The organism is Enterobacter sp. PL_is514 (assembly GCF_055816715.1).
In genome coordinates this window covers 224,253-239,954 of sequence record NZ_JBVPGN010000033.1, presented here as the reverse complement: position 1 = coordinate 239,954, position 15,702 = coordinate 224,253, and the positions used below count along the sequence as shown (strand labels likewise).

Sequence of the window (15,702 nt, the reverse complement as noted above, 5' to 3'; positions counted from 1 at the left end):
AGCTTATGTTTCGTTGGGGCATTATATTTCTGGTTATCGCGTTAATTGCCGCCGCATTGGGCTTTGGTGGACTGGCAGGTACAGCGGCATGGGCAGCTAAAATTGTCTTCGTTGTGGGTATTATTCTGTTCCTGGTTAGCCTGTTTACGGGTCGTAGACGTCCGTAGCAAACGCAATATTCCTTCAACAAAAAAAAGCCAGTCGCTGTGACTGGCTTTTTCTTATTTGCGTAACAGGTCGGGTGCGTTACTGTGGTGTTATAAAATAATCAAAACAGGAAAGCAGAGGTGGGGCAACGAATTCCCGTTACGCTCGGCAATATTGCGCCGCTGACGTTAAAACCGTTTCGCGCAGGTCAACTCGCGCTGGTCTGCGAAGGTGGAGGACAGCGCGGCATTTTCACCGCCGGCGTGCTGGACGAATTTATGCGCGCGCAGTTCAACCCGTTTGACCTCTACTTCGGCACGTCTGCCGGGGCGCAGAACCTTTCTGCCTATGTCTGCAACCAGCCCGGCTACGCGCGAAAGGTCATCATGCGCTACACCACGGCGAAAGAGTTTTTTAATCCGGTGCGCTTTGTGCGCGGCGGTAACCTGATCGATCTCGACTGGCTGCTGGAGTCGACCTCCAGCCAGATGCCGCTGGCCATGGATACTGCGGCCCGTCTGTTTGATAGCGGCAAAGAATTCTGGATGTGCGCCAGCCGGGGGGATGACTATTCGCCGGGCTATTTTTCGCCTCAGAAAGAGAACTGGCTGGACATCATCCGTGCCTCCAGCGCGATCCCCGGTTTTTATCGTACCGGTGCGCTGCTGGACGGCATTAGCTATCTGGACGGGGGGATCAGTGACGCGGTACCGGTGCAGGAAGCCGCCCGTCGCGGGGCGAAAACCATTGTGGTGATCCGTACCGTACCGTCGCAAATGTATTACACGCCGCAGTGGTTTAAACGGATGGAGCGCTGGTTGGGCGACAGCAGCCTGCAGCCGCTGGTGAACATCGCGAAGCAGCATGAAACCACCTACGGCGCGATGCAGCGCTTCATTGAAAAACCGCCGGGTAAGCTGCGTATTTTTGAAATCTATCCGCCTAAGCCGCTGCTGAGCATGGCCCTGGGCAGCCGCGTCCCTGCGCTGCGCATGGATTACAAAACGGGGCGGCTGTGCGGGCGCTACTTCCTGGCAACGGTGGGGAAAATGCTGGCGGAGCAACCGCCGCTTCATCGCCATAAACGCATTATTACGCCGCCTGCGATTGTCGCCAACGATGCCCTGACGATGCCGCTGGTGGACATCCCGCAGGCGAATGACGCTTTACTGGATAACGAGGATCTGGCGTGACGCACCGCTTTGTCGATACCCACTGCCACTTTGATTTCCCGCCGTTTACGGGGGAGGAAGCGCAAAGCATTGCGAAAGCGGCTGACGCAGGCGTTCAGGCCATCATTGTGCCGTCAGTGGAAGCGGCGTACTTTTCCCGCGTGCTGGATCTTTCTGCGCGGCACCCCGCGCTCTATGCGGCGCTCGGCCTGCATCCGATCGTGATTGAGCGGCATCGTGATGAGCACATAGAGAGACTTGATGAGATAGTGCAGACCGCAGGCGACAAGCTTGTCGCCATCGGGGAGATCGGCCTCGATCTTTATCGCGAGAACCCGCAGTTTGAGCGCCAGCAGACGATCCTCGACGCGCAGCTCAGGCTGGCGAAGCGTCACGATCTGCCGGTGATCCTCCATTCAAGACGCACGCACGATAAGCTGGCGATGCACCTGAAGCGCATCGATCTGCCGCGCAGGGGCGTCGTGCACGGTTTCTCCGGCAGCCTGCAGCAGGCGCAGCGTTTTATTGAGCTGGGCTATAAAATCGGCGTCGGTGGCACCATCACCTATCCGCGCGCCAGTAAAACCCGGGACGTGATGGCACAGCTGCCGCTGTCGGCGCTGCTGCTGGAAACCGACGCGCCGGATATGCCGCTGAATGGTTTTCAGGGTCAGCCGAATCGCCCGGAACAGGCGGCGCGCGTGTTCACCACCCTGTGTGAACTGCGACAGGAGCCGGAAGAGGTGATTGCCGATGCGCTGCTGGAAAATACGCGTTCGGTATTTGGTATCACGCTATAGGTAAAGCGCCGGGCGGATCACCGTTATCTTCTGTTTTTCCAGCGCCCGCGCCAGCGGTTCAACGTCCTCGGGCGTGGCGCTGCGCCATGATCCCGCCTCACCGTACACGCCATGCGCTTGAAACGCGTTAATACGCACCGGAATATTCCCCAGCCCGTGGATAAACGTTGTCAGCGGTTTCAGATGTTCCAGATAATCACATTGCTCTGGGATCACCAGGAGCCTCAATTCAGTCAGCCGTTGATGCTGTGCCAGCCAGCGAATACTCTGTTTAATCTGCGGGTTTTCGCGCCCGGTCAGAAAACGGTGATGCTCATTGTCCCACGCCTTCAGATCCAGCATCGCGCCATCCAGTACCGGCAGCAGCTTTTGCCAGCCGGTTTCGCTTAACAGACCGTTGCTGTCGACCAGACAGGTGAGGTGGCGCAGGGCAGGATCGGCTTTGATCGCGGTGAACAGGGCGATCAAAAACGGTAATTGCGTTGTGGCTTCACCGCCGCTGACGGTGATCCCTTCGATAAACGGTGCGGATTTGCGGACCTGAGCGAGGATCTCTTCCACGCTGAAGCGGTGCGCCATAGGCGTTGCCTGATGCTGACACAAATGCAGACAGGTGTCGCACTGCTGGCAGTCGCTCTCCTGCCACCAGACGCGCCCGGCCTGAATGGTCAGCGCATCGTGCGGACAGTGGGGCACACAGTCCCCGCAGTCGTTGCAGCGGCCAATCGTCCACGAGTTGTGGCAGGTTTTACAGCGCAGGTTGCAGCCCTGCAGGAACAGGGCCAGGCGGCTGCCCGGCCCGTCCACGCAGGAAAAAGGAATGACCTGACTAACTAAAGCGCATCTGCTGTTCATGGCTAATTACGCGCGGCTGACGTTCCAGAATGCGGGTATTGCGTGCGGCTTCTTCCCCCAGCCACGTGGTGTTCGTTCTCGACCCTGCTTCCCGGTATTTCTCCAGATCCGATAGCCGCACCATATACCCGGTGACGCGCACCAGATCGTTACCCGCCACGTTGGCGGTAAACTCGCGCATACCCGCCCTGAACGCGCCCAGGCACAGCTGAACCACCGCCTGCGGGTTGCGTTTTACCGTCTCATCCAGCGTCAGGATATCGCTTATCCCGGAAGAGTAGTGCTTGTGATGGGGAGCTACCGCCAGCAGGTGGCTGATGGGATCCGGCTCGTCGCCGTAGGGCAGGCGCGCGCCCGGCGTGGTGCCGGAGTCGGAGCTGATCCCCGACTGCGCGTGAAGCATCGCGCGCTGCTTCCAGCCGTGCTTCACCGGCGTGTTTTCGACAAACGCCGCAAGCTGTTCGCTGATGCGATAGCCCAGCGCGTTGGCCTGCTCATCTTTGCCGTAACGTCCCGCGATGCCAGCTTTCTCACAGAGCACGTTTACCGCTTCCGCCAGTCCGTACATGCCAAACATCGGCACAAACCGATCGGCATCAATCAGCCCCTCTTTTACCAGGAAGCTATTCTCAAAGAAGCCAGATTGCTCGTACAGGAAACCACAGCGTGCATCGATGATGGCCATTTGCTGCTGGCAATAGTGCGGGAGCGTGCGGGTGAAGAAGTCTTCAATGGACGTGCTGCATTCAGCAATGGCTTTGAGGTTAAGGCGCACCAGGGTGCTGCCACCGCCAGCCAGAGGCAGGGAGTTGTAACAGCTCACCACGCCATAACGACCTTTTGTGAAAATTTTATCATTCACCGGGCCATTAGAAATGTGCGGTTTACTGCATTCACATATGTTTTTTGCCACCTCAAGCAGCAAATCGTCCGGGGTGATCTCTGGATCATAAATAAAGGTCAGGTTCGGCGCGACCTGCTGCAGCTCTGCGTCGGCACGCAGAATGGCACGGGTGATGGGCGTATCTTCCGGTCCGATATTGGCATGCATAAAGGCATCCGGCAGCGTACGGTCAAGATAGCGCCAGAAACGTTTTATTCGGCTATTGATTTCTTCTTGTGTTAGAATTCTAACATATGGTTGCAGCAGCGCATCAAGCTGGCCGAGATAGACCGGCATCGATGTGACGGACGGAACATGGTGGTAAAGGATGGTTAGCAGCGAGAGGGCATCGTCGAGATCTTTTGCCCCTTCCAGCTCCAGCCATTCTGAACCGTTAGCCAGAAATTTTGCGTAATCCGGCAGAACGTAACGGGGTTTGTAAGGCGCATGGCCTTCGAACATGTCGCAGATAAACCCCTCGTCCAGCGCGGCGCGCGCAGCTTCAGGAAGTGCCGGATACGGCAGGTTGTTTTCCGCTTCCAGCGCCAGAAAATGACGTTTTTGTTCCGGGGATAACACCGGGCTTGTCACAATCTGCTGGCAACGTTGCTGCAGGGCGTCGGGGCTGGAGTGGGGCATATTCGCTTCCTTGAATGTTCTGCGGATGATGAACGGATTGTAGAAAGCCTGCCTGTTGGCGCTTTTGATCCCACAGGGGGTATTGCTGCTTTAGTCGGCAATTTGCGCACTAAAGTTTGAAGAAGATCTCATTACAGTAATGCAAATTTGTACGCAGTTTTCATTAACTGTGATGAATGTCGAAGTGTGGATGCGGGTGGATGTTAGAATACTCACAGACCCGCAAGGTAAAATTTATACGGCACTGCCGTTGGAGATTGTTATGACCGATTTAACTGCAAGCAGCCTGCGCGCGTTGAAACTGATGGACCTGACTACCCTGAACGATGACGACACCAATGAGAAAGTCATCGCCCTGTGCCATCAGGCGAAAACGCCAGTGGGTAACACCGCAGCCGTTTGTATCTACCCGCGCTTTATCCCGATTGCCCGTAAGACGCTGAAAGAGCAGGGCACGCCGGACGTGCGCATTGCAACCGTGACTAACTTCCCGCACGGCAACGACGATATCGAGATTGCGCTGGCAGAAACCCGCGCGGCGATTGCTTACGGTGCAGACGAAGTTGACGTGGTGTTCCCATACCGCGCGCTGATCGCCGGCAACGAGCAGGTCGGTTTTGACCTGGTGAAGGCCTGTAAAGACGCGTGTGCGGCGGCAAACGTGCTGCTTAAAGTGATCATCGAAACCGGCGAGCTGAAAGAAGAGGCGCTGATTCGTAAGGCATCTGAAATCTCCATCAAAGCCGGTGCGGATTTCATTAAAACCTCTACCGGTAAAGTGCCGGTTAACGCCACCCCGGAAAGCGCGCGCATCATGATGGAAGTGATCCGCGACATGGGCGTGTCCAAAACCGTTGGTTTCAAACCTGCGGGCGGCGTGCGTACCGCCGAAGACGCGCAGCAGTTCCTGGCGATTGCTGACGAACTGTTCGGCGCCGACTGGGCCGATTCCCGTCACTACCGTTTCGGTGCGTCCAGCCTGCTGGCTAGCCTGCTGAAGGCGCTGGGTCACGGCGACGGTAAGAGCGCAAGCAGCTACTGATTGCCAGACAACGCCGGATGACGCTTCGCTTATCCGGCCTACAGGATCGTAGGGCGGGTAAGCGTAGCGCCACCCGCCACAACTCCCCCGATTCCGCATGGAGGTTACCGTGTTTCTCGCACAAGAAATTATTCGTAAAAAACGTGATGGTCATGCATTAAGCGACGAAGAGATCCGCTTCTTCATTAACGGCATTCGTGATAACACCGTCTCAGAAGGGCAGATTGCGGCTCTGGCGATGACCATTTTCTTCCACGATATGTCGATGCCTGAGCGCGTGTCGCTGACCATGGCGATGCGAGATTCAGGAACCGTTCTGGACTGGAAAAGCCTCAACCTTAACGGCCCGATTGTGGATAAACACTCCACCGGCGGCGTGGGCGACGTAACGTCTCTGATGCTCGGCCCAATGGTGGCAGCCTGTGGCGGTTACATCCCGATGATCTCCGGACGCGGCCTGGGCCACACTGGCGGTACGCTCGACAAACTGGAAGCCATTCCGGGCTTCGATATCTTCCCGGATGACAACCGCTTCCGCGACATTATTAAAGACGTTGGTGTGGCGATTATCGGCCAGACCAGCTCTCTTGCTCCGGCAGACAAGCGTTTCTACGCTACCCGCGACATCACCGCCACCGTTGACTCCATCCCGCTGATCACCGCCTCTATCCTGGCGAAGAAGCTGGCAGAAGGGCTGGACGCGCTGGTGATGGACGTGAAGGTGGGCAGCGGCGCGTTTATGCCAACCTATGAACTCTCTGAGGCGCTGGCCGAAGCGATCGTTGGCGTCTCCAACGGCGCGGGCGTGCGCACCACCGCACTGCTCACCGACATGAACCAGGTGCTGGCTTCCAGCGCCGGTAACGCCGTCGAAGTGCGTGAGGCGGTACAGTTCCTCACCGGCGAATACCGTAACCCGCGCCTGTTCGACGTCACCATGGCGCTGTGCGTTGAGATGTTAATCTCCGGCAAGCTCGCCAAAGACGACGCCGACGCCCGCGCGAAGCTGCAGGCGGTGCTGGACAACGGCAAAGCGGCGGAGATCTTCGGCCGCATGGTCGCGGCGCAGAAAGGCCCGACCGACTTCGTCGAAAACTACGCGAAATACCTGCCAACCGCGACGCTCAGCAAAGCGGTGTATGCCGATAGCGAAGGGTTTGTTTCTGCGATGGACACCCGTGCCCTCGGTATGGCGGTGGTCTCGATGGGCGGCGGCCGCCGTCAGGCGTCAGACACCATTGATTACAGCGTCGGCTTTACCGATATGGCCCGTCTGGGCGACAGCGTTGACGGCCAACGTCCGCTGGCGGTGATCCACGCCAAAGACGAAGCCAGCTGGCAGGAAGCGGCGAAAGCGGTGAAAGCGGCCATCACGCTTGACGATAAAGCACCGGAAACCACACCGACTGTCTATCGCCGTATCACCGAATAGCGGTATACTGATCTGATCGATAATTTTTGAAGCACTACGTACGGAGAACAATTATGAAACGTGCATTTATTATGGTGCTGGACTCATTCGGCATCGGCGCAACCGAAGATGCAGAACGTTTTGGTGACGTGGGTTCCGATACCATGGGTCACATCGCGGAAGCCTGTGCGAAAGGCGAAGCGGACAACGGTCGTAAAGGCCCTCTGACTCTACCCAACCTGACCCGCCTTGGTCTGGTAAAAGCGCATGAAGGCTCTACCGGTAAAATCGCAGCCGGTATGGACGGCAACGCGGAAGTCGTGGGTGCCTACGGCTGGGCGCACGAGCTCTCCTCCGGTAAAGACACTCCGTCAGGCCACTGGGAAATCGCCGGTGTGCCGGTGCTGTTCGACTGGGGCTACTTCTCCGATCACGAGAACAGCTTCCCGCAGGAGCTGCTCGATAAGCTGGTGAAGCGTGCCAACCTGCCGGGCTACCTCGGTAACTGCCACTCTTCCGGTACCGTGATTCTGGACCAGCTCGGCGAAGAGCATATGAAAACCGGCAAGCCGATTTTCTACACCTCTGCTGACTCCGTGTTCCAGATTGCCTGCCACGAAGAGACGTTTGGCCTGGATAAACTCTACGAGCTGTGCGAAATCGCCCGCGAAGAGCTGACCGAAGGCGGCTACAACATTGGCCGCGTGATCGCGCGTCCGTTTATCGGCGACAAAGCGGGTAACTTCCAGCGTACCGGTAACCGTCACGACCTGGCCGTTGAGCCGCCAGCGCCAACCGTGCTGCAGAAGCTGGTCGATGAGAAAGACGGTCACGTGGTGTCCGTGGGTAAAATCGCGGACATCTACGCCAACTGCGGCATCACCAAAAAAGTGAAAGCCACCGGTCTGGATGCGCTGTTCGATGCCACCATCAAAGAGATGAAAGAAGCGGGCGACAAGACCATTGTCTTCACCAACTTCGTGGACTTCGACTCCTCCTGGGGTCACCGTCGCGACGTCGCGGGTTATGCTGCGGGTCTTGAACTGTTCGACCGCCGTCTGCCGGAGCTGATGGAGCTGGTGGGTGAAGATGACATTCTGATCCTGACCGCGGACCACGGCTGTGACCCAACCTGGACCGGTACCGACCACACCCGTGAGCACATTCCGGTGCTGGTGTACGGCCCGAAAGTGAAGCCGGGCTCGCTCGGTCACCGTGAAACCTTTGCGGACATCGGCCAGACTATTGCGAAATACTTTGGTACGTCTGACATGGAATATGGCAAGGCCATGTTCTGAATCATGTAGGGTGCGGTCTGATGCCCTCACCCCGGCCCTCTCCCACAGGGAGAGGGTGAAAAGAATAAACAATGTAAAAGGAACTGAAGATGGCAACTCCTCACATTAATGCAGAAATGGGTGATTTCGCTGACGTCGTATTGATGCCGGGCGACCCGCTGCGCGCGAAGCACATTGCAGAAACTTTCCTGGAAGACGTGCGTGAAGTGAACAACGTTCGCGGCATGCTGGGCTTCACCGGTACCTATAAAGGCCGCAAAATCTCCGTCATGGGCCACGGTATGGGTATCCCATCCTGCTCTATCTACACCAAAGAGCTGATCACCGACTTCGGCGTGAAGAAAATCATCCGCGTGGGCTCCTGTGGCGCGGTGCGTATGGACGTTAAGCTGCGCGACGTGGTTATCGGCATGGGTGCCTGCACCGATTCCAAAGTAAACCGCATGCGTTTCAAAGACCATGACTTCGCGGCAATCGCTGACTTCGGCATGGTGCGTGACGCGGTTGACGCGGCAAAAGCGCTGGGCGTTGACGCGCGCGTGGGTAACCTCTTCTCTGCTGACCTGTTCTATGCACCGGACGGCGGTGAGATGTTCGACGTGATGGAAAAATACGGCATTCTGGGCGTGGAAATGGAAGCGGCGGGCATCTACGGCGTTGCGGCGGAGTTTGGTGCGAAAGCGCTCACCATCTGCACCGTATCCGACCATATCCGTACCCACGAGCAGACCACCGCTGCCGAGCGTCAGACGACCTTCAACGACATGATCAAAATCGCGCTGGAATCCGTTCTGCTGGGCGATAAAGAGTAATTCTGTCTCTTCCCTCCCTCTCCCTGTGGGAGAGGGCCGGGGTGAGGGCACCAAACCGCACTTAACGTACGGCCTGCGCAATCCATGCTGACAAATCCCTCAACTCTTTTTCCTGCTCCGGGAAATCCCCAATCAACGCGTCGCATTCTTGCTGCAGCATATCCGCCCGGTATAAACAGCCCTGCAAACGTGCCGCCAGCGCCTCTAACGGTGCCGGATTCAGGCTATCGGTAAACACCTGCGTGCGGGTGATATGGCCTTTCTCCACGTCAAAATGCAGCTCCACGCCGCCCCAGGTAAAACGCTCATCCAGCAGATGGGAAAACGCAGGAGCCTGGCCGAAGTTCCACTCCCAGCTGCTCTGGCGGGCGAAGGTTTCCGCAAAGTTGGGCAGGTCCGGGGTTTTGTCAGGAGAGATCACTTCGGCTTTCACGCGCTCGCCGTAATGTTCAAAGAACGCGTCACGGATCGCATCGCAAATCTGCTCGTGCGTAATCCCCGGCAGCAGCTCCACCAGATTCGCCACGCGCCCGCGCACGGAGGTAATCCCCTTAGCCTGGAGCTTTTTCTTGTCCGGATTCAGGTAGTTCGCCAGACGGCTCAGATCGGCATTCAGCAACAGGGTGCCGTGGTGGAACCCGCGATCCATCGTTTCGCGGTAGGCGGAGCCGGAGACCTTCCGGTCGCCCTCGGGGGTTTTGACCACCAGATCGTTACGTCCGGAAGCTTCAGCCTTCACGCCGAGTGAATTCAGCGCATTGAGGACAATGGAAGTAGAGATGGTTTTGTCGTACTCCGGTTTTCCTGCCATAAAGGTAAAGCAGGTATTGCCCAGATCGTGGAACACCGCGCCGCCGCCGCTGCTCCGGCGCGCCAGGCGGACGTTGTCCTCTTCCATACGCCGGGTGTTGCACTCTTTCCATGGGTTTTGCGCACGACCAATGACCACCGTATCGGCGTTACGCCAGAGAAACAGTACGCGCTGGGTGGCGGGCATCTGGCGGAAGATGCACTCTTCTACCGCGAGATTAAACCAGGGATCGTAAGAGTCAGAGATAAGCAGGCGTAACGTCGTCATGGCAAAGTTCCTTTTCCGAATCGTTCGCCTACTTTATCACTATTCTTTCTTCTCGCTCTCTTCGTCTTCAGGGACGGATTTGCTGGCGGTCAGCAGGAACGGGGATTGCTGCCAGCGCGAGCGCTTGCCCCGAAGCAGGGTGCGCGCCAGCACAACGCCGATGGCGAGTGAAAGCAGCAGCATCAGGCGCAGAATATTGGTGGTATTATCGACCTGTTTGGCTTCAGTGGGCAGGGTGTGGGTATCGAGAGTCAGGCGCAGATAGCCCAGCGGACCATTCTTTCCCTGAATAGGTTCGACGATCTGCTGGTTAAAATAGCCCCCGGCTTTTTTACCGTCCAGCGCCAGCCTGTCGCGCACGTCGACGTGCTCGCCCGCGCGGGCAATCAGGTTGCCTTGCTCATCATAGACGCCGGCATCAAGAATGCGGCTGTTCTCCGTGAGCTGGCGTAAAACCTGGCCTATCCGCTTATCGTCCGGCGTTTCAGTACGCATGGATGGCGCGACGTTGAGCGTCACCTGGCGTGCCAGCGTGCGGGCCAGCTCTTCAAACTGCGGGTTGCGTTGCCGTTGATGGTTCTGGCTAAACCAGGATGCCCCTTGCATCAGCACCACTAACAGTGCGAGACAGGAGAGGACAATCACGGCGCGATGGAGCCGGAATTTCAGTTTTGCGCGAGCCATATTCCACCTGCTGAAAATTTACGGCTTAATGTTGCCAGAAGTGATGGTTACAGGGTAGCCTCATGCGTTATTTTCCCTCTGCAACCTTCCGGCGCGAACGAAACTACAGGAGCTTTAATGCCGAACATTACCTGGTGTGACCTGCCAACGGATGTCTCTTTATGGCCAGGATTGCCGCTATCTTTAAGTGGCGATGAGGTGATGCCTCTGGATTACCACGCCGGTCGTAGCGGCTGGCTCCTCTACGGACGCGGTCTGGATAAGCAACGCCTGACCCAGTATCAAAGCAAGCTGGGGGCGGCGATGGTGATCGTCGCCGCCTGGTGCGTGGAAGACTACCAGGTTATACGCCTGGCGGGCTCTCTGACGCAGCGCGCAACGCGTCTGGCGCATGACGCCGGGCTGGACGTCGCGCCGCTGGGTAAAATTCCGCATCTGAAAACGCCGGGCCTGCTGGTGATGGACATGGACTCTACCGCCATTCAGATCGAGTGTATCGACGAAATTGCGAAGCTGGCGGGCAGCGGCGAGCTGGTGGCGGAAGTGACCGAGCGTGCGATGCGCGGCGAGCTGGACTTCACCGCCAGCCTGAGACAGCGAGTGGCGACCCTGAAAGGGGCCGATGCCAACATTCTGCGCCAGGTGCGCGACGTGCTGCCGCTGATGCCAGGGCTGACGCAGCTGGTGCTGAAGCTGCAGTCGCTGGGCTGGAAAGTGGCGATCGCCTCCGGTGGCTTCACCTTCTTCGCGGATTATCTGCGGGAAAAACTGCATCTGACCACCGTGGTGGCCAACGAGCTGGAGATCATGGACGGCAAGCTGACCGGCCAGGTGATCGGCGATATCGTGGATGCCCAGTACAAAGCCAATACGCTGACGCGTCTGGCGGAAAAATATGAAATTCCGGTTGTCCAGACCGTCGCGATCGGGGACGGCGCGAACGACCTGCCGATGATCAAAGCGGCCGGCCTGGGCATTGCCTACCATGCCAAGCCAAAAGTGAATGAAAAGACGGAAGTGACTATCCGTCACGCTGACCTGATGGGGGTGTTCTGCATTCTCTCCGGCAGCCTTAATCAGAAATAACGGCCTGCTTTGTAGGCCGGGTAAGCGTAAGCGCCACCCGGCTCGCAGGCCGCACAGAAATAACGAGGTAAACCGTGGCGAAAGCTCCAAAACGCGCATTTGTCTGTAATGAATGTGGTGCGGATTATCCGCGCTGGCAGGGGCAATGCAGCGCCTGCCATGCCTGGAACACCATCACCGAAGTGCGTGGTGTGGCGGCTTCGCCGAGCGTGGCGCGCAATGAACGCCTGAGCGGCTACGCGGGCAATGCGGGCGTAGCGAAAGTCCAGAAACTCTCGGACATCAGCCTCGAAGAGCTGCCGCGCTTCTCTACCGGGTTCAAAGAGTTTGACCGCGTGCTCGGCGGCGGCGTAGTGCCGGGCAGCGCGATTCTTATCGGCGGTAACCCGGGCGCGGGCAAGTCAACCCTGCTGCTGCAAACGCTCTGCAAGCTCGCCGAACAGATGAAAACCCTGTACGTCACGGGGGAAGAGTCCCTGCAGCAGGTGGCGATGCGCGCGCACCGTCTGGGCCTGCCGACCGGTAATCTGAACATGCTGTCGGAAACCAGCATCGAGCAGATCTGCATGATCGCCGAAGAAGAGCAGCCGAAGCTGATGGTGATCGACTCCATCCAGGTGATGCACATGGCGGACATCCAGTCCTCGCCGGGCAGCGTCGCGCAGGTGCGTGAAACCGCGGCCTACCTGACGCGCTTTGCCAAAACGCGCGGCGTGGCGATTGTGATGGTCGGCCACGTGACCAAAGACGGCTCGCTGGCCGGGCCGAAGGTGCTTGAACACTGTATCGACTGCTCCGTGATGCTCGACGGCGACGCGGACTCCCGCTTCCGTACCCTGCGCAGCCATAAAAACCGCTTTGGGGCGGTGAACGAACTGGGCGTGTTTGCCATGACCGAGCAGGGGCTGCGCGAAGTCAGCAACCCGTCGGCCATCTTCCTGAGCCGTGGCGATGAGATCACCTCCGGCAGCTCGGTGATGGTGCTATGGGAAGGGACGCGCCCGCTGCTTGTCGAAATTCAGGCGCTGGTGGACGTGTCGATGATGGGCAACCCGCGGCGCGTGGCGGTCGGTCTGGAACAGAACCGTCTGGCGATCCTGCTGGCGGTGCTGCACCGTCACGGCGGGCTGCAGATGGCGGATCAGGACGTCTTCGTGAACGTGGTCGGCGGCGTCAAAGTCACTGAGACCAGCGCAGACCTGGCGCTGCTGCTGGCGATGGTCTCCAGCCTGCGCGACAGACCGCTGCCGCAGGATCTGGTGGTGTTTGGTGAAGTGGGGCTGGCCGGGGAAATCCGCCCGGTGCCCAGCGGCCAGGAGCGTATCTCCGAGGCGGCAAAACACGGTTTCCGTCGCGCGATCGTTCCCGCCGCCAACGTGCCGAAAAAAATCCCGGAAGGGATGCAGGTTTTTGGCGTGAAGAAACTCGCAGATGCGTTAAATGTCTTTGACGACTTATAATTACGTATTCGATTTTGCAGGAGGCACCGTAATTTATGTCATCATTTGACTACATCAAGACCGCTATCCGCCAGAAGGGCTGCACGCTGCAGCAGGTGGCAGACGCCAGCGGCATGACCAAAGGCTACCTGAGCCAACTGCTGAACGCCAAAATCAAAAGCCCCAGCGCGCAGAAGCTCGAAGCGCTACACCGCTTTCTGGGGCTGGAATTCCCGCGTATGCAAAAGAACATCGGCGTGGTGTTCGGCAAGTTTTACCCGCTGCATACCGGGCATATCTATCTGATCCAGCGCGCCTGTAGTCAGGTAGACGAGCTGCACATCATCATGGGCTATGACGAAACCCGCGACCGTCAGCTGTTTGAAGAGAGCGCCATGTCGCAGCAGCCGACCGTGCCGGACCGCCTGCGCTGGCTGCTTCAGACCTTCAAGTATCAGAAAAATATTCGTATTCATGCCTTTAACGAAGAGGGTATGGAGCCGTACCCGCACGGCTGGGACGTGTGGAGCAACGGCATCAAAGCGTTTATGGAAGAGAAGGGCATTGCGCCGAACTGGATCTACACCTCTGAAGAGTCCGATGCGCCGCAGTTCCGCGAGCATTTGGGCATCGAGACGGTGCTGATCGATCCGAAGCGCACCTTCATGAACATCAGTGGGGCGCAGATCCGCGAAAACCCGTTCCGCTACTGGGATTACATTCCGACCGAGGTGAAGCCGTTCTTTGTGCGCACCGTCGCGATCCTGGGCGGCGAGTCGAGCGGGAAATCAACGCTGGTCAACAAGCTGGCGAACATCTTCAATACCACCAGCGCGTGGGAGTACGGACGCGACTATGTCTTCTCCCATCTGGGCGGTGATGAGATGGCGCTGCAGTATTCCGACTACGATAAAATCGCGCTCGGTCATGCCCAGTACATTGATTTCGCGGTGAAATACGCCAACAAGGTGGCGTTTATCGATACCGATTTCGTCACCACCCAGGCGTTCTGTAAAAAATACGAAGGGCGCGAGCACCCGTTCGTGCAGGCGCTGATTGACGAATACCGCTTTGACCTGGTGATCCTGCTGGAGAACAACACCCCGTGGGTCGCTGACGGCATGCGCAGCCTCGGCAGCTCCGTGGACCGGCGGGAGTTCCAGTCCATGCTGGTGGAGATGCTCAATGAAAACAACGTTGAGTTTGTGCACGTGGAAGAGTCGGACTACGACTCCCGTTTCCTGCGCTGCGTCGAGCTGGTGAAGGAGATGATGGGAGAGCAGGGGTAAGCGTTAACCTCCCTCTCCCTGTGGGAGAGGGCCGGGGTGAGGGCATCAGGCCACTCAATACTCAATCACCACTTTCCCGCGCATATGCCCGTCCAGCACCTTACGGTGCGCCTCGGTAATGCTTTCCACGCTCAGCCCGTGCAGCGTTTCACTCAGCGAGCTTTCCACCACGCCGTTATCCACCAGCTTCGCCACCTCATTGAGGATCTCACCCTGACGCGCCATATCAGTGGTCTGGTACATGCTGCGGGTGTACATAAATTCCCAGTGCAGCGCGGCGGATTTCGACTTCAGCTTGTCCTGGTTCAGCGGACGTTCATTCTCGACGATAGAACAGATATGCCCCTGAGGCGCAATCAGGTCGCTGACCGCATCCCAGTGCCCGTCGGTATCGTTGAGGATGAAAATATAATCCACAAAGGTCAGCCCGTGTTTCGCCAGTTCGCCTTTCAGATCGCGGTAGTTCACCACCACATCTGCACCGCGATCGCGGCACCACTGGGCTGAATCTTCGCGCGACGCGGTTGCGATGATTTTCACCTTGCTGTTGTGCTTCGCGAACGGGATCGCCAGCGATCCCACCCCGCCCGCACCGCCGATGATCAGCAGGGTTTTGTCCGTACCGGCATCCTGAGTGTTCAGCCGTTCAAACAGGCCTTCCCACGCGGTGAGTGCGGTCAACGGTAGCGCAGCGGCAGCCGCCCAGCCGAGGCTTGCCGGTTTATGCCCGACAATGCGCGCATCGATCAGCTGGTGTGTGGTGTTGCTGCCCGGACGGGTGATGTCGCCCGCGTACCACACTTCATCTCCCGGCTTGAATCCGGTCACGCCCGTCCCAACGGCTTTGACGATCCCGCTGGCATCCCACCCGAGAATGCGCGGCGCGTTCAGCCCGTTCCTGGCAATGCCCGCGTGGACTTTGGTATCGACCGGGTTAACGGAGACGGCCTTCACCTCCACCAGCAGATCGTGCTCGCCGGGCTGCGGCATCGGCGGGGTGATTTCAATGAAGGTAGAGGGATTTTCAGGGTTAACGGCAATGGCTTTCACTGACATGGTGTGCTCCT

General features: G+C 58.1%; 15 protein-coding genes. 10 read left to right on the top strand and 5 right to left on the bottom strand.

Annotated features, from left to right (window positions below; all coding sequences use genetic code 11):
- Positions 1-5: 5 nt before the first annotated feature.
- From AC0TNG_RS14135 to AC0TNG_RS14125, 3 genes are all read left to right on the top strand, one after another.
- A complete protein-coding gene (locus tag AC0TNG_RS14135) occupies positions 6-167 on the top strand; it encodes a DUF1328 domain-containing protein (RefSeq protein WP_003856556.1) in 162 nt (53 codons plus the stop codon).
- A 120-nt stretch (positions 168-287) separates the two neighbouring features.
- The gene (locus tag AC0TNG_RS14130; protein WP_024908268.1) at positions 288-1,340 is read left to right on the top strand and encodes a patatin-like phospholipase family protein; all 1,053 of its coding nucleotides are present in this window, start codon (positions 288-290) and stop codon (positions 1,338-1,340) included.
- The gene (locus AC0TNG_RS14125; protein ID WP_417927881.1) at positions 1,337-2,119 is read left to right on the top strand and encodes a TatD family hydrolase; all 783 of its coding nucleotides are present in this window, start codon (positions 1,337-1,339) and stop codon (positions 2,117-2,119) included. Before AC0TNG_RS14130 ends, AC0TNG_RS14125 begins: the two co-directional genes overlap by 4 nt.
- Here the strand turns inward: AC0TNG_RS14125 and AC0TNG_RS14120 are convergent.
- A complete protein-coding gene (locus tag AC0TNG_RS14120) occupies positions 2,114-2,974 on the bottom strand; it encodes a YjjW family glycine radical enzyme activase (protein WP_417927880.1) in 861 nt (286 codons plus the stop codon). The two genes, AC0TNG_RS14125 and AC0TNG_RS14120, sit on opposite strands and share 6 nt — an antisense overlap.
- Positions 2,949-4,496 carry a YjjI family glycine radical enzyme gene (locus tag AC0TNG_RS14115; RefSeq protein ID WP_417927879.1) on the bottom strand — a complete coding sequence of 516 codons (1,548 nt, stop codon included), beginning with the start codon at positions 4,494-4,496 and terminating at the stop codon, positions 2,949-2,951. Before AC0TNG_RS14115 ends, AC0TNG_RS14120 begins: the two co-directional genes overlap by 26 nt.
- Before the next feature lie 262 nt (positions 4,497-4,758).
- On the opposite strand from AC0TNG_RS14115, the gene deoC reads away from it, so the two are divergent.
- From deoC to deoD, 4 genes are all read left to right on the top strand, one after another.
- Positions 4,759-5,538: a deoxyribose-phosphate aldolase gene (gene deoC / locus AC0TNG_RS14110; RefSeq protein WP_003856543.1), complete on the top strand. Its 780-nt coding sequence runs from the start codon at positions 4,759-4,761 to the stop codon at positions 5,536-5,538.
- Between the two features lie 109 nt (positions 5,539-5,647).
- Positions 5,648-6,970, top strand: a complete 1,323-nt coding sequence (gene deoA, locus AC0TNG_RS14105; protein ID WP_024908263.1) for a thymidine phosphorylase — start codon at positions 5,648-5,650, stop codon at positions 6,968-6,970.
- A gap of 53 nt (positions 6,971-7,023) precedes the next feature.
- Positions 7,024-8,247 carry a phosphopentomutase gene (deoB, locus tag AC0TNG_RS14100; RefSeq protein ID WP_024908262.1) on the top strand — a complete coding sequence of 408 codons (1,224 nt, stop codon included), beginning with the start codon at positions 7,024-7,026 and terminating at the stop codon, positions 8,245-8,247.
- A gap of 89 nt (positions 8,248-8,336) precedes the next feature.
- A complete protein-coding gene (deoD, locus tag AC0TNG_RS14095) occupies positions 8,337-9,059 on the top strand; it encodes a purine-nucleoside phosphorylase (protein ID WP_024908261.1) in 723 nt (240 codons plus the stop codon).
- Positions 9,060-9,120: 61 nt separating this feature from the next.
- On the opposite strand, the gene lplA is transcribed toward deoD, so the two are convergent.
- Positions 9,121-10,137 (bottom strand): lipoate--protein ligase LplA, encoded by a 1,017-nt coding sequence (gene lplA, locus AC0TNG_RS14090; protein WP_061715994.1) that lies wholly within the window; start codon positions 10,135-10,137, stop codon positions 9,121-9,123.
- A gap of 39 nt (positions 10,138-10,176) precedes the next feature.
- On the bottom strand, positions 10,177-10,821 hold the full coding sequence (locus AC0TNG_RS14085) for a YtjB family periplasmic protein (protein ID WP_061715993.1): 645 nt from the start codon (positions 10,819-10,821) through the stop codon (positions 10,177-10,179).
- Between the two features lie 117 nt (positions 10,822-10,938).
- On the opposite strand from AC0TNG_RS14085, the gene serB reads away from it, so the two are divergent.
- The 3 genes from serB (at position 10,939) to nadR (ending at position 14,635) form a co-directional block, all read left to right on the top strand.
- Entirely contained in the window at positions 10,939-11,907 is a 969-nt protein-coding gene (gene serB, locus AC0TNG_RS14080) for a phosphoserine phosphatase (protein WP_025757501.1), read from the top strand.
- A 74-nt stretch (positions 11,908-11,981) separates the two neighbouring features.
- Positions 11,982-13,367 carry a DNA repair protein RadA gene (gene radA, locus AC0TNG_RS14075; protein ID WP_014068810.1) on the top strand — a complete coding sequence of 462 codons (1,386 nt, stop codon included), beginning with the start codon at positions 11,982-11,984 and terminating at the stop codon, positions 13,365-13,367.
- 35 nt (positions 13,368-13,402) lie between these two features.
- Positions 13,403-14,635, top strand: a complete 1,233-nt coding sequence (gene nadR / locus AC0TNG_RS14070; protein WP_024907400.1) for a multifunctional transcriptional regulator/nicotinamide-nucleotide adenylyltransferase/ribosylnicotinamide kinase NadR — start codon at positions 13,403-13,405, stop codon at positions 14,633-14,635.
- Between the two features lie 54 nt (positions 14,636-14,689).
- On the opposite strand, the gene AC0TNG_RS14065 is transcribed toward nadR, so the two are convergent.
- Positions 14,690-15,691, bottom strand: coding sequence for a zinc-binding alcohol dehydrogenase family protein (locus AC0TNG_RS14065; protein ID WP_090419142.1), 1,002 nt, complete (start codon positions 15,689-15,691; stop codon positions 14,690-14,692).
- Between the last annotated feature and the right edge of the window lie 11 nt (positions 15,692-15,702).

Excerpts from the sequence above, each read along its gene's own strand:
- AC0TNG_RS14135 (WP_003856556.1), top strand. The coding sequence starts at position 6 with ATGTTTCGTTGGGGCATTATATTTCTGGTTATCGCGTTAATTGCCGCC.
- AC0TNG_RS14120 (WP_417927880.1), bottom strand. The coding sequence starts at position 2,974 with ATGAACAGCAGATGCGCTTTAGTTAGTCAGGTCATTCCTTTTTCCTGC.
- AC0TNG_RS14115 (WP_417927879.1), bottom strand. The coding sequence starts at position 4,496 with ATGCCCCACTCCAGCCCCGACGCCCTGCAGCAACGTTGCCAGCAGATT.
- deoC (WP_003856543.1), top strand. The coding sequence starts at position 4,759 with ATGACCGATTTAACTGCAAGCAGCCTGCGCGCGTTGAAACTGATGGAC.
- deoB (WP_024908262.1), top strand. The coding sequence starts at position 7,024 with ATGAAACGTGCATTTATTATGGTGCTGGACTCATTCGGCATCGGCGCA.
- deoD (WP_024908261.1), top strand. The coding sequence starts at position 8,337 with ATGGCAACTCCTCACATTAATGCAGAAATGGGTGATTTCGCTGACGTC.
- lplA (WP_061715994.1), bottom strand. The coding sequence starts at position 10,137 with ATGACGACGTTACGCCTGCTTATCTCTGACTCTTACGATCCCTGGTTT.
- AC0TNG_RS14085 (WP_061715993.1), bottom strand. The coding sequence starts at position 10,821 with ATGGCTCGCGCAAAACTGAAATTCCGGCTCCATCGCGCCGTGATTGTC.
- serB (WP_025757501.1), top strand. The coding sequence starts at position 10,939 with ATGCCGAACATTACCTGGTGTGACCTGCCAACGGATGTCTCTTTATGG.
- nadR (WP_024907400.1), top strand. The coding sequence starts at position 13,403 with ATGTCATCATTTGACTACATCAAGACCGCTATCCGCCAGAAGGGCTGC.
- AC0TNG_RS14065 (WP_090419142.1), bottom strand. The coding sequence starts at position 15,691 with ATGTCAGTGAAAGCCATTGCCGTTAACCCTGAAAATCCCTCTACCTTC.